This is a genomic window from Solwaraspora sp. WMMD1047, assembly GCF_029626155.1.
Classification (GTDB): domain Bacteria; phylum Actinomycetota; class Actinomycetes; order Mycobacteriales; family Micromonosporaceae; genus WMMD1047.
The window spans coordinates 6,454,880-6,476,023 of record NZ_JARUBL010000001.1; the positions used below are offsets into that span (position 1 = coordinate 6,454,880).

Here is a 21,144-nt window from a genome sequence, read left to right on the forward strand (position 1 = left end):
CCCGGTCAACCCGCACCAGACCGGTACCTGGCAGGATGGCCGGGTGACAGACAGCCCGAGCACGAACGGTGGCGTCGGGCGCGACCGGCCGCCAGCGCCGCCGCCAGCGGCGACCAAGACCAGTTCCCGGGTACGCATGTCAGCGGCCCAACGTCGCGAACAGCTGATCGCCATCGGCCGTCAGCTCTTCGCCGAGCGCGGTTTCGACGCCACCTCCATCGAGGAGGTGGCGTCCCGCGCGAAGGTCTCCAAGCCGGTGGTCTACGAGCACTTCGGCGGCAAGGAGGGGCTCTACGCGGTCGTCGTCGACCGCGAGGTGCTGGCCCTGCTGGACCGGATCACCACCGCACTGACCGCCGGCCACCCCCGGGAGCTGCTGGAACAGGCCGCGCTGGCGCTGCTCACCTACATCGAGGAGGAGACCAGCGGCTTCCGGGTGCTGGTCCGCGAGTCGCCGGTGCTCTCCGCGACCGGCAACTTCAGCAGCGTGATGAACGACGTGGCGCACCAGGTGGAACACATCCTCGGCGCCGAGTTCAAGAGCCGGGCGTACGACCCCAAGCTGGCTGAGCTGTATTCGCAGTCGCTGGTGGGGATGGTGGCGCTCACCGGCCGCTGGTGGCTGGAGGTGCGCAAGCCCCGCAAGGAGACGGTCGCCGCCCACCTGGTGAACCTGGCCTGGAACGGGCTGTCCCACCTGGAGGCCAAGCCCACCCTGCTGACCCACCGGCCCCGCTGAGGTCGCGAGCCCGGCCCGCGGGAGACCGGCCGGCACCCGGCCCCGGCGACGGCCCGATCAGGCCGCCTGGCCCCGCCGGACCCGGTCGACGGACTCGGCGTGCTCCACCGGGCCGACCTTGTCGTAGAGCCCGGTGGCGAGGAAGGTCAGCCCGAAGAGCATCGAGACGATCACCGTCGACATGGAGAAGTTGAGAAAGTTCAGCTCGGTCTGCAGGACGGTCATCATCGCCAGCGCGGTGACCATGAAGACCACTCCGACGGTGAGATTCAGGTAGTGCCCCAGGTTGCCCCGGTGCACGGCGCCAACCAGGATGATCATGCCGAAGACGACGGAGACCAGCGCGAACGCCAGATTCGCCCGCAGGCCGAGCACCTGGTGGTCGCCCCGGTCGAAGAGCGGCTCACCCCAGGTGACCGCCACCCCCACCACCCCGAAGACCAGCACGTAGAGGCCGATCAGGCCGGCGAAGGCGCGGAAGAGCGGTCGGGCGGGATGGTTGACGGGGATGTGGGCCACGGCCCCTCCTCGGTGCGGGCGGCAATCATCCCGAATTGTCGCCCGACGGGACCGACCCGGTCACCGGAACGACCAGGAAAGCCTCCGGTCAGGCGCGCAGCCGGCCGTCCTGCCAGGCCCGGCTCTCGTCGTCCGAGCCGACCCGGCCGTACATCCCGGCGACCAGCAGCACCTGGCCGAGGATCATGACGACCACGACGGTGGCGATGCTGAAGTTCAGGTAGTTGACGTCGGTTCGCAGGAAGGCCAACGCGAGCAGGCCGAGCGCCATCAGTCCGTACCCGAGCCAGGTGTTGACCGCGACGTCGATGTTGCGGCCGATGCCGGCGGCGACCAGCAGCAGCACGCCGAGCAGCACCGAGATGATCGAGAAGCCGAAGTTGCTGCCCTGCCCGAGCACCGCGGTGTCGTCCTGCGCGAAGAGTTCCCCGCCGCCGGTCTCGACCACCCCCAGCACCCCGAAGATGACCAGGTAGATGCCGATCAGGCCGCCGATCGCCCGGTAGATCGGCTGCGCGGGGTGGTTGACCGGGTTGTGCATAGTCGTCAGTCTCCAACGCCGTTCCGGTGGGGGTCACCGGTGATTCTCCCGCATCGGGCCGGCGGGCCTGCCGCAGACCCCCGGTCAGCGCCCGCAGCCGGGCGGCGTGCCCCTGCGCCGAGGCCCGGCAGCGGCCCGACCGTTGTCAGCTCTCCGGGACCTGCTCGGCCAGTTCCAGCCAGTCCTGTTCGATCTTTTCCCGCTCGGCCCGCACCTGCCGCAGTTGGCCGTCCAACTCGGCGACCCGGCCGTAGTCGGTGGCGTGCGCGGCCAACTCCTCGTGTAGCGCGCCCTCCCGCTGTTCGAGCTTGCCGATCTGCCGTTCCAGCCGGGTCAGCTCCTTGCGGGCGAGCCGGGCCTCGGCGGCCGACATCGCCGCGCCGCCGCTTCCGGCCGAGTCGGTCCCGGCCGAGCCGGTCCCGGCCGAGCCTGCTCCGGCCGAGTCGGCCCCCCGCGATCCGGTCCCGGCCGCCCCCGGCGCGGCCGACCCGGTTCCGGCGGATCCGGCGGTGCCCGGCTCCTGGCGGGCCAGGTACTCGTCGACGCCGCCGGGCAGGTGCACCAGCCGCCCGTCGCCGAACATCCCGTAGACCACGTCGGTGACCCGCTCGATCAGGTAGCGGTCGTGGCTGGCCACCACGAGCGTCCCGGGCCAGGAGTCGAGCAGGTCCTCCAACGCGGCCAGGGTGTCGGTGTCCAGGTCGTTGGTGGGCTCGTCGAAGATCAGCACGTTCGGCTCGGCGGCCAGCAGCCGCAGCATCTGCAGCCGACGCCGCTCGCCACCGGACAGGTCGCTGACCGGGGTCCAGAGCCGCTTGTCGCCGAAGCCGAACAACTCCGCGAGCTGGGCGGCGTTCAGCTCCCGGTCGCCGAGGGTGACCCGCCGGGCGACCTCCTCCACGGCCTCCAGCAGCCGCAGGTGGCCGGGGAGCTCCCCCAGCTCCTGGGAGAGGAACGCTGGCCGGACCGTCGAACCGGTGGTCAGCCGGCCCTGGTCCGGCTCGGTCACCCCGGCCAGCAACCGCAGCAGGGTGGTCTTGCCGGCCCCGTTGGCACCGACGATGGCGATCCGGTCGCCGGGGCCGACCTGCCAGGTGAGATCGTCCAGGATCAGCTTCGGCCCGGCGTAGAGGGTGACGTCGGCCAGGTCGTACACCTGCTTGCCGAGCCGGGCGGTGGCCAGCTTCTGCAGCGAGACCGTGTCCCGCGGCGGCGGCACGTCGGCGATCAGCGCGTTCGCGGCGTCGATGCGGAACCGGGGCTTGGAGGTGCGGGCCGGTGGACCCCGGCGCAGCCAGGCAATCTCCTTACGGAGCAGGTTCTGCCGGCGGGCCTCGGTCGCGGCGGCCACCCGCTCCCGCTCCGCGCGGGCCAGCGTCCAGGCCGCGAACCCGCCCTCGTACGCGCGCACCGTCGCGTCGCCGACCTCCCAGGTGGTGGTGCAGACCTCGTCCAGGAACCACCGGTCGTGGGTGACCACCACCAGCGCGCCGAGCTGCCCGCCGCCGGACCGGCCCCGGCCCGCCGACCGGCTGACCAGGTGTTTGGCCAGCCAGTCCACGCCGGCCACGTCGAGGTGGTTGGTCGGCTCGTCGAGGATGATCAGGTCGGCCGGCCGGACCAGCAGCGCGGCCAGCGCGACCCGCCGCCGCTCACCACCAGACATCGGCCCGACCGGCTGGTCCAGCCCGAGGTACGGCATGCCCAGCCCGGCCAGGATGGCCCGCACTCCCGCGTCGCCGGCCCACTCGTGCTCGGCGCCGAAGCCCTCGTCGAGCCAGGCGGTGCCGAGCACCACGTCCCGGACGGTCGCCTCGGCGGCCAGGGTGAGGTTCTGCGGCAGCCAGGCGACCCGCAGGTCGCGGCGGTGGGTGACCCGGCCGGCGTCCGGCTCCTCCAGCTTGGCGAGCAGCCGCAGCAGCGTCGACTTGCCGGCGCCGTTGAGCCCGACCACACCGATCCGGTCCGCGTCGTCGAGGCCGAGCGACACGTCGGTGAGCAACTGCCCGACCGCGCCGTAGCCCTTGGACACCCGGTCCAGGTTGACGATGTTGGCCACGCCACCACCCTTCATGGTGAAGGCGTCCCGATCCGCCGGCGGGCCGGCACGGAAAGGACGCCTGGAGAATTCAAGGGTACGCGGACGGGCTGCGCGGCCGGCCCACCCCACCCGGACGGCCGGCCCCAGACCGGGCGGCCAGCCCCAGACCGGCGGCCAGCCCCAGACCGGGCGGCCGGCTTGAGACCGGGGCCGGCTACAGACCGGGCGGTCGGATTCAGACCACCCGGGCGCCGGCGACCGGGCCGGTGGCCGGCCACGCCGCGCGGCAGTGGCCGGAGGCCGCCAGCGAGTCCGCCACCTGGTCGGCGTGGGCCGCGTCGGCGGCCAGGAAGACGCAGGTCGGCCCGGAACCGGAGACCATCCCCGCCAGCGCCCCCGCGGCCGTCCCGGCGGCCAGCGTGTCGGCCAGGGCGGGGCGCAGCGACAGCGCCGCCGCCTGCAGGTCGTTGCCGAGGCTGGCGGCGAGCACCCGCGGGTTCCGCTGGCGCAGCGCGGCCAGCAGGCCGTCCGGCGCCGCCAGCGGCTCCGGCGCCGCGTAGCCGGCCCGCAACCGGTCCAGTTCCGCGTACGCGGCCGGCGTGGCGATGCCGCCGTCGGCCACCGCCACCACCCAGTGCCAGGTGGTGGGCCGGGCCAGCACCGGGCTCACCGTCTCGCCCCGGCCGGTGCCGAGCGCGGTTCCGCCGTACACCAGGAAGGGCACGTCGGAGCCGAGCCGGGCGGCGATCGCGGCCAGCTCGTCGCGGGACAGCTCGGTGCCCCAGAGCGCGTCGCAGGCCACCAGGGTGGCCGCCGCGTCGGCGCTGCCGCCGGCCAGCCCGGCGGCGAGCGGGATCTGCTTGCGTAGGTGCAGCCGGGCGTGGGCGGGCCGGCCGGCGTACGCGGCCAGCGCGCGGGCCGCCCGCAGCACCAGGTTCGACTCGTCCAGGGCCAGCTCGCCGGCGCCCTCGCCCTCCATGGTCAGGGTGAGGGTGTCACCGCGCCGGGCGGTCAGCTCGTCGTGCAGGGCGATCGCGTGATAGACGGTGCTCAGTTCGTGGTAGCCGTCGGGGCGCAGCGGCCCGACGCCGAGATGCAGGTTGATCTTCGCGGGGACGCGGACCTTCACCGGGCCGGACAGCCCTCGTCCCGGCCGGTCGTCGTCCTCCTCCGGCCACCAGGCTTCGGTCACGCGGCGAGGTCCCGAACTCGCAGCCGGATCTCGAACGGCTTCGCCAGCACCAGCTCCTCGGTCGAGTCGGCGACCAGCTCGTACCGATCGCCCCGGAGCTCGTACGCGTGGACGTGCAGCGGGTCCTGCTCGATCCGCCAGTAGTGCCGGATGCCCGCCGCGGCGTACCCGGCGGGTTTCTCCAGCCGGTCGCGGCGCCGGGTCCCGGGCGAGACCACCTCCACCACCAGGACCACCTGGTCGGCGGTCGCATAGTGGCTGTTCAGGTGCACCGTCTCGGCGACCAGCAGCAGGACATCGGGCTCGAAGGTCTGCCCGGGCCCGACGAGCACGCCCATGGCGATGCTCGGTTCGAGATTGCGTGGGGCGTGCTGCCGCAGCCAGGACCAGAGCAACGTGCTGATCCTCTGGTGCCCGAAGGTCGGTGACGGAACCACGATCATCACTCCATCACGCAGCTCCACCCGGGGGGCGTCAGGGGGCAGCGCCAGCACGTCCTCCACGGTGTGGTTGGCCAGCCGCTGACGCCGCAGGTCCGGCCCGGACCAGCCGGCCGGAGCGGCCGGAACCGGCTCCGCGCTCATCCTGGCAACCTCCCTGCCGGCGATCTTCCCGCCGGCAACCTTCGGGTCGGCGGATTCCCCGCCGGCGGGCTCGCCGCCGGCACGGCGTCAGCCTACTCGGCGGCCGGCGTACCCATCGTGGCCGACGCGGCGATGGCCGCGAACTGCTGCACGGTCAGCGACTCCCCCCGGGCGCCCGGGTCGACGCCGGCAGCGACGAGCGCGGCGGCGGCCCGGTCGGCGCCGCCGGCCCAGCCGGCCAGCGCGGCGCGCAGCGTCTTGCGGCGCTGCGCGAAGGCGGCGTCGACCACCGCGAAGACCCGCCGCCGGTCGACGTCGCCGCGGGGCGGCTCCCGGCGGGTGAACGCGACCAGCCCGGAGTCGACGTTCGGGACCGGCCAGAACACATTGGGCGGCACCCGTCCGGCGCTGCGGGCGGCGGCGTACCAGGCCAGCTTCACCGACGGAATGCCGTACGTCTTGGAGCCCGGCCCCGCGACCAGCCGGTCGGCGACCTCCTTCTGCACCATCACCAGGCCGTGCCGCAGGCCCGGCAGCTCGGCGAGCAGGTGCAACACCACGGGTACGGCGACGTTGTAGGGCAGGTTGGCCACCAGCGCGGTCGGCCCCGGCGCGCCGACCTCGGCGGCGGTGACGCGGAGCGCGTCGGCCTGGTGCACGGTCAGCCGGCCGGGGTCCGCGCCGGCCGCCTTCGCCGTCTCCGGCAGCGTCCCGGCCAGCACCGGATCGATCTCGACGGCGTGCACGTGGGCCGCGGCCGACAGCAGCCCCAGGGTCAGCGAGCCGAGCCCCGGGCCGACCTCCAGCACGACATCGTCGGCCGTCAGGCCGGCGGTCGCCACGATCCGGCGCACGGTGTTCGGATCGTGGACGAAGTTCTGGCCGAGCTTCTTGGTCGGCGTCACGCCCAGCCGGGCGGCCAGCTCCCGGATCTCCGCCGGGCCGAGCAGTCCGGTCACGCCCCAGAGCGTACGGCCACCTCGAACCCCACCCACACCGACCATCTCCGGCTGCCCGGCCGGGCAACTCTCAAATTCGTCTGGCGCCGAACGAGATCGATGATCGTTCTGCACCGGGGCCAACCTGGGCGAACGGGTCAGGGGTGGCGGTTACCGGTAGGGCACGCGAAACTTGGCCTTTGCCGCTAATCAGTCCTACTGGTAGATAAGGCCCTTGCCGCCTGACACCTCGTGCTCCACCCTGATCACCGTGAGTCGCCACGCCGTCGCGTACCCGTTGGATACGACCGACCGGCGCATCGTCGCCGCGCTCCAGGTCAACGGCCGGGCGAGCTGGACCGAGATCGCCCAGCTCACCGGCACCTCGGTGACCACGGTCGCCCGGCGGGCCCAGCAACTGCTCGCCGACGGGCGGGTCAAGGTCGCCGTCGCCCCGCAGCCCGGCGGCGGCGTGGCCGAACTGCTCATCGTCCGGATCCGATGCGTACCCGGCGGCCAACTGCCGGCCGCCCGCGCGCTGGCGGCCATGCCGGAGGTCCGGTTCGTCGCCCTGGTGACCGGCGGCTGCGACCTGGTCGCCGAGGTGCTGGTGCCGAAACGGGCCGGCCTGCACAGCGTGCTGCTCAGCGGCTTGCAGAGCATCCCCGGGGTACGCGGCAGCGTGGCCGACCTCGGACTGCACACCTACAAGTCCACCCGCGAGTGGAGCCGGCACCTGCTCGGCCCCGGCGGCCGGCCGACCACACCGCCGCCGGTGCACGACTGCCCCTCGGTGCACCTGGACAAGATGGACGAACGCATCGTCGCCGCGCTCCGCCAGGACGGCCGGGCCAGCTTCCAGGGCGTCGCGCACGGCCTCGGGGTCAGCGAGAGCACCGTCCGACGCCGGTTCGAATCGCTGCACCACGGCGGCTGCCTCCAGGTGGTCACGCTGGTCCCGGCCGCCGCGCTCGGTTTCGAGGCGGAGATCCTGTTCTGGCTCTCGGTGGCGCCGGCCCGGCTGGACACGGTCGCCCGGGAACTGGCCGAACTGGACGGCGTACGCCAGGTGGCGGCCACCCTCGGCCAGGAGTCGCTGATGTGCGAGGTGATCCTGCCGACCTACGCCGACCTGTTCCGGTTCACCACCCAGACCCTCGGCGGCATCGAGGGAATCCGGGCCTGGACCGCGAGCGTCGAACTGCTCACCGTCAAGCGGGGCTTCGTGATCACCCCATGGGCGGCCCAGGTGGTCACCGGCCCGTGATCACCAGGGGCCGAAGGCGCGGTCGCCGTTCGCGGAGATCGCCGCGCAGAGAGTCGCCAGGTCGGTACCGGTCGTCTCGGCCAGCGACCGGACGGTCAGCGGGATCAGGTACGAGGCGTTCGGCCGGCCCCGGTGCGGCATCGGGGTCAGGTAGGGCGCGTCCGTCTCGACGAGCAGCTGCTCTGGCGGGGTCACCCGGGCCGCCGCCCGCAGGGCACCGGCGTTGCCGAAGGTCACCGTGCCGGCGAAACTGAGCAGATAACCCCGGCGTACGCACTCGGCGGCGAACACCTCGTCGCCGGAGAAGCAGTGCAGCACCACCGTCTCCGGGGCACCCTCCTCGTCGAGGATCCGCAGCACCTCGGCGTGCGCGTCCCGGTCGTGGATGACGAGCGCCTTGCCGTACCGCTTGGCGATCGCGATGTGCGCGCGGAAACTCGCCTCCTGAGCGGCCCGCCCCTGCTCACCGGTGCGGAAGAAGTCCATCCCGGTCTCGCCGATGCCGCGGACCCGGTCCGCGCCGGCCAACGCCTCGATCTCCCGCAGCGCCTCGTCCAGGTCGGCCAGGCGCGGCGCCTCGTTCGGATGCAGCGCGACGGTGGCCAGCACCGCCGGCTCCCGGCCGGCCAGCTCCGCGCCCCACCGGGACGAGTCCAGGTCCACCCCGACCTGGACCAGCCGGTCCACGCCCGCCCGGGCGGCCAGCTCGACCGCCGCGGCCACCGGGTCGGCCGGTACGTCCAGGCCGGAATCGCCACCCAGTTCGGCGCCGCCGGTCTCGGAGATGGTCAGGTCGAGGTGGGTGTGGCTGTCGAGCACCGGCAGCGGAAGCGGCTCGGGCAACGGTGGGAACTGGCCCGCCCGGCGCGCGGCGCGCTCCCGGCGGGACCCGGTCTGCTCAGTCATCGCCCGACAGCATCACACATCTGATCACCGGCCGGGACGGGATATCCGCCGAGGCGACGCGTACCGCTGCCAGTCGGTAACCCGCCGTTCACCCGGGCGGAATCGAACGTCCCTATCGTGATCCCGGTGAGCGTTGCCCCGCAGGCCCGCGGCGTGTCCGAGGCGTCAGCCGGGCTGCACGTGACGTACGACGGCGTCACCCACCCGGCGGAGGAGATCGCCCGCGGGTCCGCGTACGAGATCTTCAGTGACCGGCAGCAGGACGGCTTCCTGCCGGACACCCGGCCCGGCGCCCGCTACCCGTGGCACCGCTTCGTGCACGCCAGCGAGATCGGCGCCGTGCACCTACCGGCCGGGGCCAGCGGCCCGGCGGACGGCGACGCCCCGCTGATGGCTCCGCTCAGCCGGACCCGGACCTGGGCCGACATCCACCAGCTCAGCCAGAGCCCGGTGAACGCCGGGGACCCGGTCCTGACCACGGTCCGGCGGTCGGCGGTCATCGCCCGGGGCACCCAACTGGTCAAGGTCCTCTCCGCCCGGCAGTTCGCCGGCCATCTGGAGGGCTGGCTGCCGGCCGGCTTCTGCTACCGCGAACACGACGTGGCCCACCTGCGTACCCCGGCCGACCTGGCGGTGCTGCGGACCGACGTGGACGCCAACCGGGGCGTGCCGGAGGTGACCTTCGTGCTGCGCTGGCGCGCGATCGACCCGGTCGACTACGACGCGCCGATCGGCGACCGCTACCGCGGCCTGATGGCGATGCCGCCGCACTACCGGATCGGCCCGCCGGTGCTCGGCACCGGGTTCACCCCGAGCGGCCGGCACCTGATCCCCGAGTTCGTCACCCGCGACCTGGCCGACCTGCCGATGCCGACGAACGCGGCCCTGCTGGCGTACCCGCCGGACGGCGAGGAGGTCCTGCTCTTCAGCTACCAGGCCGAGCAGCGGGGCTGGCTGCGGATGGTCGGCCCCCGCTGGCGCCACCTGCTGGACGCGGTGCCGGGCATCGCCCGCGACCAGGAGTACGTCCCGATCGGGACCCGCGGCAGCACCACCCGGCTGGTCGGCGGCTATCAAGGCCAGGAGTACGAGGCGCTCGCCGACCCACCCGACGGCTTCCGGGTGCTGGCGATGACAAGGGCGGCCCGATACCCGGTCGAGACCCTCAGCCGACGCGCCCGGTACGTGACCTGGCGGGGGGCCGACTGCCTGGTGCTGCGCGAGGAGTCGGGCTGGCTGCGGCTGCGGCTGCGCCGCCCGGACCCGGACAGCGTCACCGATCTCGGCGCGCAGTGCCTCGAACGCGGCGTGTACGAGGTGTGGGCGCCCGGCAACGAGGTGGCCGACGACCGCTGGCTGGACGTGAACTACCGGATCTAGTCGGTCCCGCTCCACCCGTCGGCCCACCAACGACCAGTACTGTCAGCTTGGCGACTCGATACTCCCGTCCAGGTGGACGGCTTGACAGGGTTCAGCGTCCACTCGGGCCGATCTGGGGAGCGCCGTGAAAGCCAGCGAAACGACTCTGAAGAGCCTCCTTCAGGGGGAGCGCCAGTACGTCGTACCGCTGTACCAGCGGCGTTACAGCTGGCAGAAGCAGCATCTCCGGCAACTGTGGAGCGACCTCACCGGCCTGGTCGATACCCCGGGCTCGTCCACCCATTTCCTCGGCTCGGTCGTCCTGGCTCCCAACCCGACGAACACTCCCGCGGGTGTCCAGCGCTGGCTTGTCGTCGATGGCCAGCAACGGTTGACCACGTTGAGCATCCTGTTGTGCGCCATCCGGGACCATGTGCGAGAGAGTGACCCTCAGGCAGCCGCCCGGATCGATGATCTGTACCTGATCAACAAGTACGCACCGGCGGATGAACGTTACACATTACTGCCGACCCAGGCCGACCGTACATCATGGATCTCTCTCGTCGAGTCCGCGCCCGAAGCAGGTGGCGAGGACCGCATTGGCGAGGCGTACCGCTTCTTCCGGTCGGCGCTGATTCAGGCTGACGACCCGGAGGACCCGCACGATATCGCCCGGATCGAGCAGGCCATCGCCGCCCGACTGAGCATCGTCGAGATCGCCGCCCACATCGACGACAACGTCTACCGCATCTTCGAGTCGCTGAATCACACCGGCCTGCGCCTGACCCAGGCCGACCTGCTACGGAACTACCTCTTCATGCGGCTGACGAGCCGAGCCGAGCATGTCTACCAGTTCCAGTGGTTGCCGCTGCAGGAACTACTGACGGACAAGCAGCTCGAACAGCTGATCTGGCTCGACCTCGTGCTGCGAGGCGACGACAGGGCAACACAGGAGTCGATCTACCACGCCCAACAGCAACGTCTCCAGCAGTTCCGGGAGGAGGCGGAGATAGAGCAGTGGATCGTCGATCTGCATCTCAAGGCTCGGCTGTTCCGCCGGATCGTGCAGCCGCAGTCGGAGCCAGACGGCTCGCTCCGCGTTGCGCTCGACCGACTGGACAGATGGGGTGCGAACGTCGTCCATCCCATCGCGCTGCACGTCCTGCTGGCCCAGGACAGTGGTCGGTTGACCGCCGGTGAGGCCGCGGCCTCACTGCGGGTCGTCGAGAGCTACCTGGTGAGACGCATGATCGTGGGCATCGCCAGCACCGGGAGCAACCGGGTCCTGATGTCTCTGGTGAAGGAGCTCGGCAGCGCCGTACCGTCGGCGCAGGCGATCACCCGGGTGCTGTCCGGTCCCCGGCGGCGCTTTCCGACAGATCAGCTCGTCCGGGATGCCGTCCTCACCAACCCGTTCTACTGGACCGGCCGGGGTCCCCAGCGTTCGTACGTCCTGCGCTGCCTTGAGGAGGACTACCGGCACGGCGAGCCACTCGACTTCGCGCAGTCGAAACTAACCATCGAGCACGTCCTACCGCAGTCACCCACCCCGGAGTGGCTCGCCATGCTCGAACTGGACCTCGAACCCGACGAGACTCCGGAAGACGTGCACAGTTCGCTGGTACACACACTCGGCAATCTAAGCCTCACCGCCTACAACGCGAAGCTGGCGAACGACGGGTTCGTCGCCAAGCAGAAGATCCTGGCGGACAGCGGGCTGGCGATGAATCGGGAGATCGCCGCTGCGCCGCAATGGAGTCGCTTGGAGATCCATCGGAGGGGCCGCGAGCTGGCTGACCGGATCGTACGGATCTGGCCGGGTCCGGACGAAAACGCCCGGGCGCTGCCCGTCTCACCCAGATGGGCGATCATGACTCAGGTCCTGGCCTCGATTCCATCCGGCCGCTGGACCAGCTACTCGGACGTGGCCGAGGTCATCGGAACCCACCATCGGGCTGTGGCGGGGCGTCTGGCGTCTGTCACGATGCCGAACGGGCACCGGGTACTCAAGATCCACGGAACCGTGTCGCCGGACTTCCGGTGGCCCGATCCGCAGCGCACCGAGGACCCCCGGCTGGTTCTGGAGTCCGAAGGGATCCGATTCGACGAGTGGGGACAGGCATCAGCAGCCCAGCGGATGACCGCTCACGAGCTCGCCCAGCTGATCGATCTAGACACGGACCCGGAGGAGTAGCGGGTCAGCCGGTCCATACCGAGGCCGGGCTGGAAGTCCGTCCCTGCCCGGACCCGGGTGATCGAGAACCACCTCGGTCCGTGCGACGGAACCAGCGCCGGGGGATCATGCTGGCATGGGTTGGAACACCTCGGCGCTGTTCGTGAGCGAGCGGCCGGCCTCGGATCTGCTGCGGTTGCTCCCCGACGACGTGCTCTGCGTGCCGACCGACGAGGAGGTCCCGGCCGACCAGGCGACGGCGAACCTGCCCGGCGGCCGGATCTACCTCGCCGACGGGGACTACTGGAGTCAGCTCTGGGACCCGGACCTGCGGTTCGTGCCGGGCACCGAGAAGGTGGTGGAGGAGGGTCCGCGCCGGCTCGACGGCAGCCGCCTGTTGGCGGTGGTCTTCAGCAGCGTCGCCAGCATCTACGGATTCTGGGTGCACGACGACGGCGAACTGGTCCGGCGGGCCATCTTCCAGCACGGCGAGCCGATCGACGAGGTCGGCGAGCCGCTGCCGTTCGAGTCGTCGATCGAGGTGCCGAGCTGGGGGCACGACGAGAACTTCGTCTGGTCGGTGATCCGGGAGATCACCGGCCAGGACTACGACCCGGACCAGCGGTACGCCGTCCACCTGGTCGAGCCGTAGGACCAGCGACAGCGTCGCACACCCAACGCGCCGCGTAGTTTCATCCAGCGCTCGCCATGCACGTTTGCCCGGAGCCATCCGCGCCTTCACCCCAGAAGTTGCCGACAGCGGCCCTGAACGACGGAACCCGGACCACGACGGCCCGGGTTCCTGGTGACCCTGGGGCTACTTGACGGCCTGGACGAACGCGGACCACGCGGCCGGCCCGAAGGTCAGCGCCGGACCGGTCTGGTCCTTGCTGTCGCGGACCAGCACGCGACCCGGGACGTTGTCAGCAACCTCAACACAGTTGCCGCTTGCTCCGTTGGATCGGGACGACTTCCGCCACGTCGGCTCATTCGCGTTCATCGATCATCCTTAAGATCAGGTCGCGGGACTGCGGGATGTTGAGCGCGCAGCCTTCGATAGCGGTCAAGGCTAGCTCTAGCTCGCCCGTCTCCGCGGCGTCAACGGCCGTGCGCCCCCTGAGCTGATCATCCAGGTAGGCCACCCGTCGACCGTCAGGCAGGGTGGCCATGCTGATGGGTCCGGCGAGACCAGCGTGAAAGCCAACGCTCCGAGGCAAGACCCGTAACTGAACGTTCGGCCGGTGACCGAGATCAGCCAGGCGCCCGAGCATCGGCTTCATGATTTCGCGTGCGCCCATGTCCAGGGCAGCCTCAGCCATCACGGCTGCAATCGTGGCCGGCGGGTCTCGCTCAAGCACTGCTGCTTGCCTGGCCATTCGTGTGGACACGAGGTCATCCACTTTTTGCGCGTTCGCTGGTGTGGCTTCGAAGATGGCGCGCGCGTACTCCTCGGTCTGCAGCAGCCCGGGAACCACGAGCGGTTCCCATGAACGCAGCAGTACGGCCCGGCGCTCGTGATCGCGCCATGAGCGCAACCACGGCCGGCGGTCGCCTCGCATCTCCGCCGACAGCTTTTGTATCTGGTCACCGGACCCGAGGGCCAGATCGAGCGCCTTAGCGGTTTCGTCTTGTGGCACCAGTCGGGCCGTTTCGAAGCTGGTGATCAAGGACTTGGAGACACCGACGGCTTTCGCAAGCTGTTGCTGATTCCACCTACGAACGAGCCGTAGTCTGCGTAGCTCGCCGGGAAGGTCATTCACGTTTATCCCCCCTGGTGAATTTGGTGTCCGCACTCTCAACTGTGTTCATCTTTCGCTTCCCCCGTCCCGTCGTCCAGGGTGGATCTCAGGCGCACGGCGAGGGATTCGTGAAGGGGGTCCCGGCGCGGCCGATCAACCACAGGATGCGATCGGTCGTGAGAACCGTCGCGCCACTCGGAACCCGTCGCCACGTCTCGGCGGGAACCGGGGCCGAGGAAAGCCCTGGGGCGGGGCGCAACCGTGATCGCCGCGCTCCCGGGGTCACCTCTGGTGCAGTGAGGGGAGCCCCGAAGGGCAGCGAGTGAACACGCTGCCCCCCGAGGGGCGCCCGGTGCCCGGGGTTTGTCATATCGCCAACCGACCCCCCTACCCCGGGCGCCGGGTCTCCCGACCACGGACCGCGACCCACCGACCCCGACCGGGAGGTAGCCGCACATGGGAACGACGGACGACGAACCAAGCCCCGGCCCCGAGCGGGGCCGGCGACGGCCCTGGACACCGATCAACGGCCGGCGCATCGGTGGCCACTTCGACACCCCGGGGCGACCCCGCCTCGAATGGATCGACACCGGGAGCGGCGCCGGGATCGAAGTCACCCCGGAAGACGCGGACCTGTACCGGTGGAGGATTCCCCCGTTTCCGACCGGGACCCTGTCCGGCGGTTGGGGTCCGCCGATGGGTTTGGGCGGCTGTCTGGAGTCCGGGAACGAGACGCCCCGGATAATCCCCGACTACATCAACCCGGATCGGCCGGCGCCCCCCGTGGGGCCGGACAACGGGCCGGCCGTCATGCCGAACGCGATCCCGCCGGGTGCGCAGGCGGACACGCTCCGGCAGTTGCTCCAGTTGCACGAGCCACGCGACGAGAACACTTGCCAGTGCGGCCTACTCCTCGGCGAGGAGACCGGGCTGTGCTGGTACGGCCGGCGGGCGCAACGGGCACTCTTCGAGCTAACCCTCGACCACCGGTCCGAAGACCCGGACGACCCGGACGTGTAAACGCCGCGATCCCCTCGATGATCTGAGCACTACTGCTGTTAAACGTCACCGATAACAGCAGTAGTGCTCAGATCATCAACGGCTCGACGCGCGACACCGGCCACGCACCCGGTCGCTGTCGGTCGGGTAGGGCTACCGCTGCCCTCCAAGGGGACGCAGACCACACGGCCGGTCCGAAGGTCAGCGACGCATTCCCGCCCCGGCCGGCACCACCCGCACGTGCACGTACGGGCTTAGCCCGCCAGGCGGGCCAGCTCCTCCTCGACGATCGACGGGTCGAGCTTGCGGAAGACCGGCTTCGGCGGGGCCAGCGCCGTACCGGCCACGATCGGCACCGACTCCCAGCGCGCCCCGAGCGTGTAGTCGCCGGTCAGCACCGGATAGGACGGTCCGGCGTCCAGGTCGTCCACCTCCACGATCGACGGCATCGGAGCGTGTACGCCGGTCCCGCCGAGCAGCTCGTGGACCTTCTGCGCGGAGTGCGGCAGGAACGGGGTCAGCAGCGTGTTCGCGTCGCTGACCACCTGCAGGGCGACGTGCAGGATGGTGCCCATCCGGGGCTTGTCGGCCGCGTCCTTGAGCTTCCACGGCGCCTGGTCGGACAGGTAGCGGTTGGCCTCGGCCACCACCCGCATCGCCTCCCCGATCGCCTGCTTCTGCCGGTGCTTCTCGATCAGCTCGCCGACCGCGCCGAAGCCGGCCCGGGCGGTGGCCAGCAGCGCCTGGTCCGCCTCGGTCAGGCCGGCGGGGTCGATCGGCGGGATCGCGCCGAAGTTCTTCGCGGCCATCGAGATCGACCGGTTGACCAGGTTGCCCCAGCCGGCGACCAGTTCGTCGTTGTTGCGGCGCAGGAACTCGGCCCAGGTGAAGTCGGTGTCCTGGTTCTCCGGGCCGGCGACGGCGATGAAGTAGCGCAGCGCGTCGGCGTCGTACCGGGAGAGGAAGTCCCGGACGTAGATCACCACCTGCCGGGAGGAGGAGAACTTGCGTCCCTCCATGGTGAGGAACTCGCTGGAGACCACCTCGGTCGGCAGGTTCAACCGGCCGAGGTCGCCGGGCTGGCCGTCGTGGTCGCCCTCGCCCGAGTAGCCGAGCAGCAGGGCGGGCCAGATCACCGAGTGGAAGACGATGTTGTCCTTGCCCATGAAGTAGAAGCCCGGGGCGTCCTTGCCCTCGGCGTCCGCCGCCCACCAGCGCCGCCAGGCCTCCGGGTCGCCGGAGCGGCGGGCCCACTCGATGGAGGCGGAGAGGTAGCCGATCACCGCGTCGAACCAGACGTAGATCCGCTTGTCGGGCCGCTCCACCCAGCCGTCGAGCGGGATCGGCACCCCCCAGTCCAGGTCCCGGGTGATGGCCCGGGGCTGCAGGTCGTCGAGGAGGTTCTTCGAGAACCGCAGCACGTTGGGTCGCCAGCCCTGCCGACTGTCCAGCCAGGTCCGTAGGGCGCCGGCCAGGGCGGGCAGGTCCAGAAAGAAGTGTTCGGTCTCGACGAACTTCGGGGTCTCACCGTTGATCTTCGACCGGGGGTTGATCAGGTCGATCGGGTCGAGCTGGTTGCCGCAGTTGTCGCACTGGTCGCCGCGGGCGCTGTCGTACCCGCAGATCGGGCAGGTGCCCTCGATGTAGCGGTCGGGCAGGGTGCGCCCGGTGGACGGGGAGATCGCGCCCATTGTCACCTTCGGCACGATGTAGCCGTTGCGGTACATCCCCTCGAACAGCTCCTGCACCACCCGGTAGTGGTTGCCGGTGGTGGTCCGGGTGAAGAGGTCGTACGAGAGGCCGAGCCCGTGCAGGTCCTCGACGATCACCCGGTTGTACCGGTCGGCCAGCTCGCGCGGCTTGAGCCCTTCCTTGTCGGCCTGCACCTGGATGGGAGTGCCGTGCTCGTCGGTGCCGGAGACCATGAGCACGTCGTGGCCGGCCATCCGCATGTAGCGGCTGAAAACGTCGGCGGGCACTCCGAAGCCGGAGACGTGGCCGATGTGGCGCGGACCGTTGGCGTACGGCCAGGCGACCGCCGCGAGAACGTGACTCATGGAGAGCAAGCCTAGTGACCGTGGCCGGGAGCCTGCGACGCAATAGCCCCCATCCGATCATCCGGACGATTTCCCGCCCGACACGCCATCGCGCTGCGTTGCCATTCTCGTCACTCGTTGTCAAATGTGGTGGTGACGGGTGAACCAGTCGGCGAGCCTGGCGGAACCGCGCCCGGGGCCAGGCCGGACCGGGACGAGGTACTTGCCACCCAGACGGTGATCGAGGCGACCACCGGCGCGCCGCTTACCGCGTTTCCGCAGCGGGCGCCGCAGGTCGGCGTGCCGGACCTGCCGGCCACCGGGGTTGCCCGGGTCGGCGCGGACGGGACCGCCCGCACCATCGGCCCCGGATTGACGGACCCGGTCCCGGCCGGGCGGGGCGGATCGGCGGGCGCGGACGGCCCACCCGCCCCGGCCCCCGCCGGCTGGCCGGTGCCGGTCGCACCCGGCAGCGCGCCGGCTCAGGCGGATCCGGCCGGCGGGTCGGCCGCCGACGAGGAGGAAGAGGACTTCTGGCTGCCGATCGAGGAGGTGCACTGGGACGGCACCCCGGTCACCCCGACCCCACGCCGGTGGTTCCGCCGGGACCCCTCGGCCGCCGCCGCCCGGCGGACCCGCCGTCGGCACCGGGCGCAGCGCCACCCGGCGGTCGGCCTGACCGGTCTGCTGCTGCTCGCCCTGCTCGGCAGCTTCTTCGCCTGGGTCAGCGCGGAACCGTTCTGGCTGGCCCTCGGGCACGGCGACCGGGGCACCGCCACGGTGCTCGGCTGCACCGGTAGCGGCCTCGGCCAGCAGTGCCGGGGCGACTTCACCGCCGACGGCGACTCGTTCACCGCCTGGGACATCCGGCTGGCCGGGGTCGGTCCCGAGGGCCGGGAACCGGGAACCCGGGCGCCGGCCCGGATGGTCGGCGCCAGCAGCGGGACCGCCTACCTCGGTACGGGCACCGGCCCGCTGCACCTGCGCTGGTCGGTCGGGATGGCGATGGTGCTGCTGACCGGGGTCGGAATCGGTCTCGCCACCGGCGCCCTGCGGCTGCCCGCCGGGTGGCCGCGTCGGACCGCGCTGCTGGCCGGCGTGGCGGCCCCGATCCTGCTCGCCGCGGGCTTCGTGACCGCCGTCTACTGGAGCTCCCGGTCTCCGTGAGCGGCGATCCCACTGTGGCTGGCGGTCACCGTGACCGGCCGGCGGCCGGCTGACTCAGGCCGACGGGCTCAATGGGCGGTGGCTCACGCCATCGGCGCGGTGGGCGGTGGCTCACGCCATCGGCGCGGTGGGCGGTGACTCAGGCCGGCGGCGCGGTGGGCGGGTGGATGACCGCGTAGAGGTCCCGGCGTCGCAGCCCGTACTCGGTGGCGACGGCGGTGATCGCGTCCCGCCGGGAGCTGCCGGCCGTCTCCCGCTCGGTCACCGCCGCCCGTAGCACCTCGTCGGAGGGCCGGGGCGCCGCGGCCGGGTCGGCGCCGGCCACGACCAGGGTGATCTCCCCGCGCGGCTCCCCGTCCGCGGCCCAGGCCGCCAGCTCGCCCAGCGGCCGGCGCACGATCTCCTCGTACGTCTTGGTCAGCTCGCGGCAGACGGCGGCCGGCCGGCCGGCGCCGAACGCGTCGGCCAGGTCGGCCAGGGTCGCGGCGATCCGGTGCGGGGCCTCGAAGAAGACGAGCGTGCGTTCCTCGGCGGCGAGCACCCGGAATCGGGACCGGCGCGCTCCGCCCGAGCGGGGCGGGAAGCCCTCGAAGCAGAACCGGTCGGTGGGCAGGCCGGACAGCGCCAACGCGGTGGTCACCGCGCTGGGTCCGGGGGCCGCCGTGACCGGTACGCCGGCGTCCAGCGCCGCGCGGACCAGCCGGTAGCCGGGGTCGGAGACGCTCGGCATGCCGCCGTCGGTGGCCAACGCGACCACGGCGCCGGACCGCAACGCGTCGACCAGATCCGGGGTACGACGCTCCTCGTTGCCCTCGAAGTAGGAGATGATCCGGCCGGGAATCGTGATCTCGAGATCGCGGGCCAGCCGGGCGAGCCGGCGGGTGTCCTCGGCGGCGACCACGTCGGCGGTGGCGAGGGTTTCGCGGAGCCGGTCGGAGGCGTCACCGGGGTTACCCAGCGGTACACCAAGTAGGACTAGACGCCCAAACTCGGAAATATTACCCACCGAGCCACCCTTCCATCGACGACTGTGAGCACGTTAGGCCGCCCGTAGGACCCCGGACGCCCCGATGGCAGCCTACGATCGCGGGGTGACTCTGGCGTCGACAGCGCAGACCGAAAGCCCCGGGACATCCGTGCACCGCGCCGACGGCGGGCCGGGCGAGCCCCCGACCAGCCCGGACGGCGAGGTCCGCGAGCCGGGCCTGCTTCCGGCGGCCGTCCGGCGCCGGCTGGCCCCGATCGACAGCCGGCTCGACCCGTGGTCCTGGCTCGCCACCGGCGTGATCGTGGCGATCGCCGCCATCCTGCGGCTGGTCGGCATCACCCATCCCAAGGGCAAGATCTTCGACGAGGTCTACTACGCCACCGACGCGCACAACCTGCTCATCCACGGTGTGGAGTGGAACCAGGAGAACACCGGCCCGGCGTACGTGGTGCACCCGCCGCTGGGCAAGTGGATGATCGCGCTCGGCGAGCAGCTGTTCGGCTACAACGAGCTGGGCTGGCGGTTCGGCGCCGCGATGGCCGGCACCATCTCCGTCCTGCTGCTCATCCGGATCGCCCGCCGGATGTTCCGCTCCACCGTGCTCGGCTGCACCGCCGGTCTGCTGCTCGCCCTGGACGGCTTCCACCTGGTGCTGTCCCGGACCGCGTTGCTCGACATCTTCGTCATGTTCTTCGTGCTGGCCGCGTTCGGCGCGCTGGTGCTCGACCGGGACGCCCGGCGGCGGCGCTGGCTGCGCGCCCTGGAGGCCGGCCTCGACCCGACCCGGCCGGGGCGGGAGGGCCGGATCGCCGTCCGGTTCGCCGACTGGGTGCCGTGGTGGCGGCTGGCCACCGCCGTGCTGCTCGGCTGCGCGATCGGGGTCAAGTGGAGCGCGGCGTTCTTCATTCCGGTGTTCGCGCTGCTGGTGATCATCTGGGAGGTCGGCGCCCGGCGGTCGGCCGGGGTTCCCCGGCCCTGGTGGGCGACCCTGCGCGCCGAGACCGGCTGGCTCGTGCTGGCCGGCGTGCTGATGCTGGCGACCTACATCATGACCTGGTCCGGCTGGCTCTTCACCGATGTCGGCTACTACCGGCACTTCCGGGCCGACCAGGGGCTGAGCGAGCCGCCGGTGATCGGGGCGCTGTGGAACCTGTACGAGTACCACAGCGCGGCGCTCGGCTTCCACACCACTCTGGACACCGAGCACACCTACCAGTCCTGGCCGTGGCAGTGGCTGCTGCTCGCCCGGCCGGTGGCCTTCCACTGGACCACCGAGGGCGCCTGCGGCGCGGCGAGCTGCGCCGAGGAGATCCTGCTCCTCGGTACGCCCATCCTGTGGTGGTCGTTCCTGCCGGCGCTGGCGGCCCTGGCCTGGCTGGGCATCGCCCGGCGGGACTGGCGGGCCGGCACCATCTGGCTGATGGTGGCCGCCGGCCTCGGGCCGTGGTTCTACTTCGCACTCGACGACCGCACCATGTTCTCCTTCTACGCCGCGCCCGCCCTGCCCTTCCTGGTGCTCGCGGTGACGTACGTCCTCGGGGCGATCCTCGGCCCGGCCCGAACGCCGGTCCCGGCCGCCGTCGGGTCCGGCGGCGCCAGCGGGTCCGACGGATCGGACGGTGCCAGCGGGTCCGACGGATCGGACGGCGCCAGCGGGTCCGACGGATCGGACGGTGCCAGCGGGTCCGACAGGGCCGGCCCGGCTGCCGGTGAGGGCACCGGGCCGGCGGCCGCCCGGGCCGCCCAGGAGAGCGACCGGCGGCTGGTCGGCGCGGTGATCGTCGGTGCGTACGTGCTGCTGGTCGCGATCTGCTTCGGCTACTTCTACCCGATCTTCGTCGGGCAGTTGATGGACTACGCGGACTGGTCAGCGCGCATGTGGCTGGGCAGTCGCTGGATCTAGCACGGCCGGCAACGGCTTGCTGGCGGTTGCCGGCCCAACAAATAGGGCGCGCC

The 21,144-nt window shown here is 71.6% G+C and carries 19 protein-coding genes; 8 read left to right on the top strand and 11 right to left on the bottom strand.

The window, feature by feature from the left end; genetic code table 11:
• Positions 1 to 43 precede the first annotated feature (43 nt).
• Positions 44 to 739 carry a TetR/AcrR family transcriptional regulator gene (locus O7627_RS29560; RefSeq protein WP_278096729.1) on the top strand — a complete coding sequence of 232 codons (696 nt, stop codon included), beginning with the start codon at positions 44 to 46 and terminating at the stop codon, positions 737 to 739.
• 57 nt (positions 740 to 796) lie between these two features.
• Here the strand turns inward: O7627_RS29560 and O7627_RS29565 are convergent, their stop codons facing one another.
• The 6 genes from O7627_RS29565 to rsmA form a co-directional block, all read right to left on the bottom strand.
• Entirely contained in the window at positions 797 to 1,258 is a 462-nt protein-coding gene (locus O7627_RS29565) for a DUF4383 domain-containing protein (RefSeq protein ID WP_278096730.1), read from the bottom strand.
• An 88-nt stretch (positions 1,259 to 1,346) separates the two neighbouring features.
• The gene (locus O7627_RS29570) at positions 1,347 to 1,799 is read right to left on the bottom strand and encodes a DUF4383 domain-containing protein (RefSeq protein WP_278096731.1); all 453 of its coding nucleotides are present in this window, start codon (positions 1,797 to 1,799) and stop codon (positions 1,347 to 1,349) included.
• Between the two features lie 145 nt (positions 1,800 to 1,944).
• Complete coding sequence (locus tag O7627_RS29575; protein ID WP_278096732.1) at positions 1,945 to 3,858, bottom strand: ATP-binding cassette domain-containing protein; 1,914 nt, start codon at positions 3,856 to 3,858, stop codon at positions 1,945 to 1,947.
• A 217-nt stretch (positions 3,859 to 4,075) separates the two neighbouring features.
• Positions 4,076 to 5,032 (bottom strand): 4-(cytidine 5'-diphospho)-2-C-methyl-D-erythritol kinase, encoded by a 957-nt coding sequence (locus O7627_RS29580; RefSeq protein ID WP_278096733.1) that lies wholly within the window; start codon positions 5,030 to 5,032, stop codon positions 4,076 to 4,078.
• Positions 5,029 to 5,616 carry a Uma2 family endonuclease gene (locus tag O7627_RS29585; protein ID WP_278096734.1) on the bottom strand — a complete coding sequence of 196 codons (588 nt, stop codon included), beginning with the start codon at positions 5,614 to 5,616 and terminating at the stop codon, positions 5,029 to 5,031. Before O7627_RS29585 ends, O7627_RS29580 begins: the two co-directional genes overlap by 4 nt.
• A gap of 92 nt (positions 5,617 to 5,708) precedes the next feature.
• A complete protein-coding gene (gene rsmA, locus O7627_RS29590; RefSeq protein ID WP_278096735.1) occupies positions 5,709 to 6,575 on the bottom strand; it encodes a 16S rRNA (adenine(1518)-N(6)/adenine(1519)-N(6))-dimethyltransferase RsmA in 867 nt (288 codons plus the stop codon).
• Between the two features lie 250 nt (positions 6,576 to 6,825).
• Between rsmA and O7627_RS29595 the strand changes: the two genes are divergently transcribed.
• A complete protein-coding gene (locus tag O7627_RS29595; RefSeq protein WP_278096736.1) occupies positions 6,826 to 7,821 on the top strand; it encodes an Lrp/AsnC family transcriptional regulator in 996 nt (331 codons plus the stop codon).
• On the opposite strand, the gene O7627_RS29600 is transcribed toward O7627_RS29595, so the two are convergent.
• Positions 7,822 to 8,727 (bottom strand): TatD family hydrolase, encoded by a 906-nt coding sequence (locus O7627_RS29600; protein WP_278096737.1) that lies wholly within the window; start codon positions 8,725 to 8,727, stop codon positions 7,822 to 7,824.
• A gap of 126 nt (positions 8,728 to 8,853) precedes the next feature.
• On the opposite strand from O7627_RS29600, the gene O7627_RS29605 reads away from it, so the two are divergent.
• From O7627_RS29605 to O7627_RS29615, 3 genes are all read left to right on the top strand, one after another.
• A complete protein-coding gene (locus tag O7627_RS29605) occupies positions 8,854 to 10,107 on the top strand; it encodes a hypothetical protein (protein ID WP_278096738.1) in 1,254 nt (417 codons plus the stop codon).
• Between the two features lie 124 nt (positions 10,108 to 10,231).
• Positions 10,232 to 12,280 carry a DUF262 domain-containing protein gene (locus tag O7627_RS29610; RefSeq protein WP_278096739.1) on the top strand — a complete coding sequence of 683 codons (2,049 nt, stop codon included), beginning with the start codon at positions 10,232 to 10,234 and terminating at the stop codon, positions 12,278 to 12,280.
• Between the two features lie 115 nt (positions 12,281 to 12,395).
• Positions 12,396 to 12,911 carry a hypothetical protein gene (locus tag O7627_RS29615; RefSeq protein ID WP_278096740.1) on the top strand — a complete coding sequence of 172 codons (516 nt, stop codon included), beginning with the start codon at positions 12,396 to 12,398 and terminating at the stop codon, positions 12,909 to 12,911.
• A gap of 165 nt (positions 12,912 to 13,076) precedes the next feature.
• Here the strand turns inward: O7627_RS29615 and O7627_RS29620 are convergent, their stop codons facing one another.
• The gene (locus O7627_RS29620) at positions 13,077 to 13,259 is read right to left on the bottom strand and encodes a DUF397 domain-containing protein (protein WP_278096741.1); all 183 of its coding nucleotides are present in this window, start codon (positions 13,257 to 13,259) and stop codon (positions 13,077 to 13,079) included.
• A complete protein-coding gene (locus O7627_RS29625; RefSeq protein ID WP_278096742.1) occupies positions 13,246 to 14,019 on the bottom strand; it encodes a helix-turn-helix transcriptional regulator in 774 nt (257 codons plus the stop codon). The genes O7627_RS29620 and O7627_RS29625 overlap by 14 nt, the downstream gene beginning before the upstream one ends.
• 435 nt (positions 14,020 to 14,454) lie before the next feature.
• Between O7627_RS29625 and O7627_RS29630 the strand changes: the two genes are divergently transcribed.
• The gene (locus tag O7627_RS29630) at positions 14,455 to 15,018 is read left to right on the top strand and encodes a hypothetical protein (RefSeq protein WP_278096743.1); all 564 of its coding nucleotides are present in this window, start codon (positions 14,455 to 14,457) and stop codon (positions 15,016 to 15,018) included.
• Positions 15,019 to 15,251: 233 nt separating this feature from the next.
• Here the strand turns inward: O7627_RS29630 and metG are convergent, their stop codons facing one another.
• Positions 15,252 to 17,054 carry a methionine--tRNA ligase gene (gene metG / locus O7627_RS29635; protein WP_278096744.1) on the bottom strand — a complete coding sequence of 601 codons (1,803 nt, stop codon included), beginning with the start codon at positions 17,052 to 17,054 and terminating at the stop codon, positions 15,252 to 15,254.
• A gap of 132 nt (positions 17,055 to 17,186) precedes the next feature.
• On the opposite strand from metG, the gene O7627_RS29640 reads away from it, so the two are divergent.
• Entirely contained in the window at positions 17,187 to 18,200 is a 1,014-nt protein-coding gene (locus O7627_RS29640; RefSeq protein ID WP_278096745.1) for a hypothetical protein, read from the top strand.
• Positions 18,201 to 18,339: 139 nt separating this feature from the next.
• Here the strand turns inward: O7627_RS29640 and rsmI are convergent, their stop codons facing one another.
• Positions 18,340 to 19,206 (bottom strand): 16S rRNA (cytidine(1402)-2'-O)-methyltransferase, encoded by an 867-nt coding sequence (rsmI, locus tag O7627_RS29645; RefSeq protein ID WP_278096746.1) that lies wholly within the window; start codon positions 19,204 to 19,206, stop codon positions 18,340 to 18,342.
• 199 nt (positions 19,207 to 19,405) lie between these two features.
• On the opposite strand from rsmI, the gene O7627_RS29650 reads away from it, so the two are divergent.
• Entirely contained in the window at positions 19,406 to 21,091 is a 1,686-nt protein-coding gene (locus tag O7627_RS29650) for a glycosyltransferase family 39 protein (protein ID WP_347404724.1), read from the top strand.
• Positions 21,092 to 21,144 lie beyond the last annotated feature (53 nt).

Coding starts and splice junctions, on each gene's coding strand:
- O7627_RS29570 (WP_278096731.1), bottom strand. CDS start 1,799: ATGCACAACCCGGTCAACCACCCCGCGCAGCCGATCTACCGGGCGATC.
- O7627_RS29585 (WP_278096734.1), bottom strand. CDS start 5,616: ATGAGCGCGGAGCCGGTTCCGGCCGCTCCGGCCGGCTGGTCCGGGCCG.
- O7627_RS29600 (WP_278096737.1), bottom strand. CDS start 8,727: ATGACTGAGCAGACCGGGTCCCGCCGGGAGCGCGCCGCGCGCCGGGCG.
- O7627_RS29615 (WP_278096740.1), top strand. CDS start 12,396: ATGGGTTGGAACACCTCGGCGCTGTTCGTGAGCGAGCGGCCGGCCTCG.
- O7627_RS29620 (WP_278096741.1), bottom strand. CDS start 13,259: ATGAACGCGAATGAGCCGACGTGGCGGAAGTCGTCCCGATCCAACGGA.
- O7627_RS29630 (WP_278096743.1), top strand. CDS start 14,455: ATGGGAACGACGGACGACGAACCAAGCCCCGGCCCCGAGCGGGGCCGG.
- metG (WP_278096744.1), bottom strand. CDS start 17,054: ATGAGTCACGTTCTCGCGGCGGTCGCCTGGCCGTACGCCAACGGTCCG.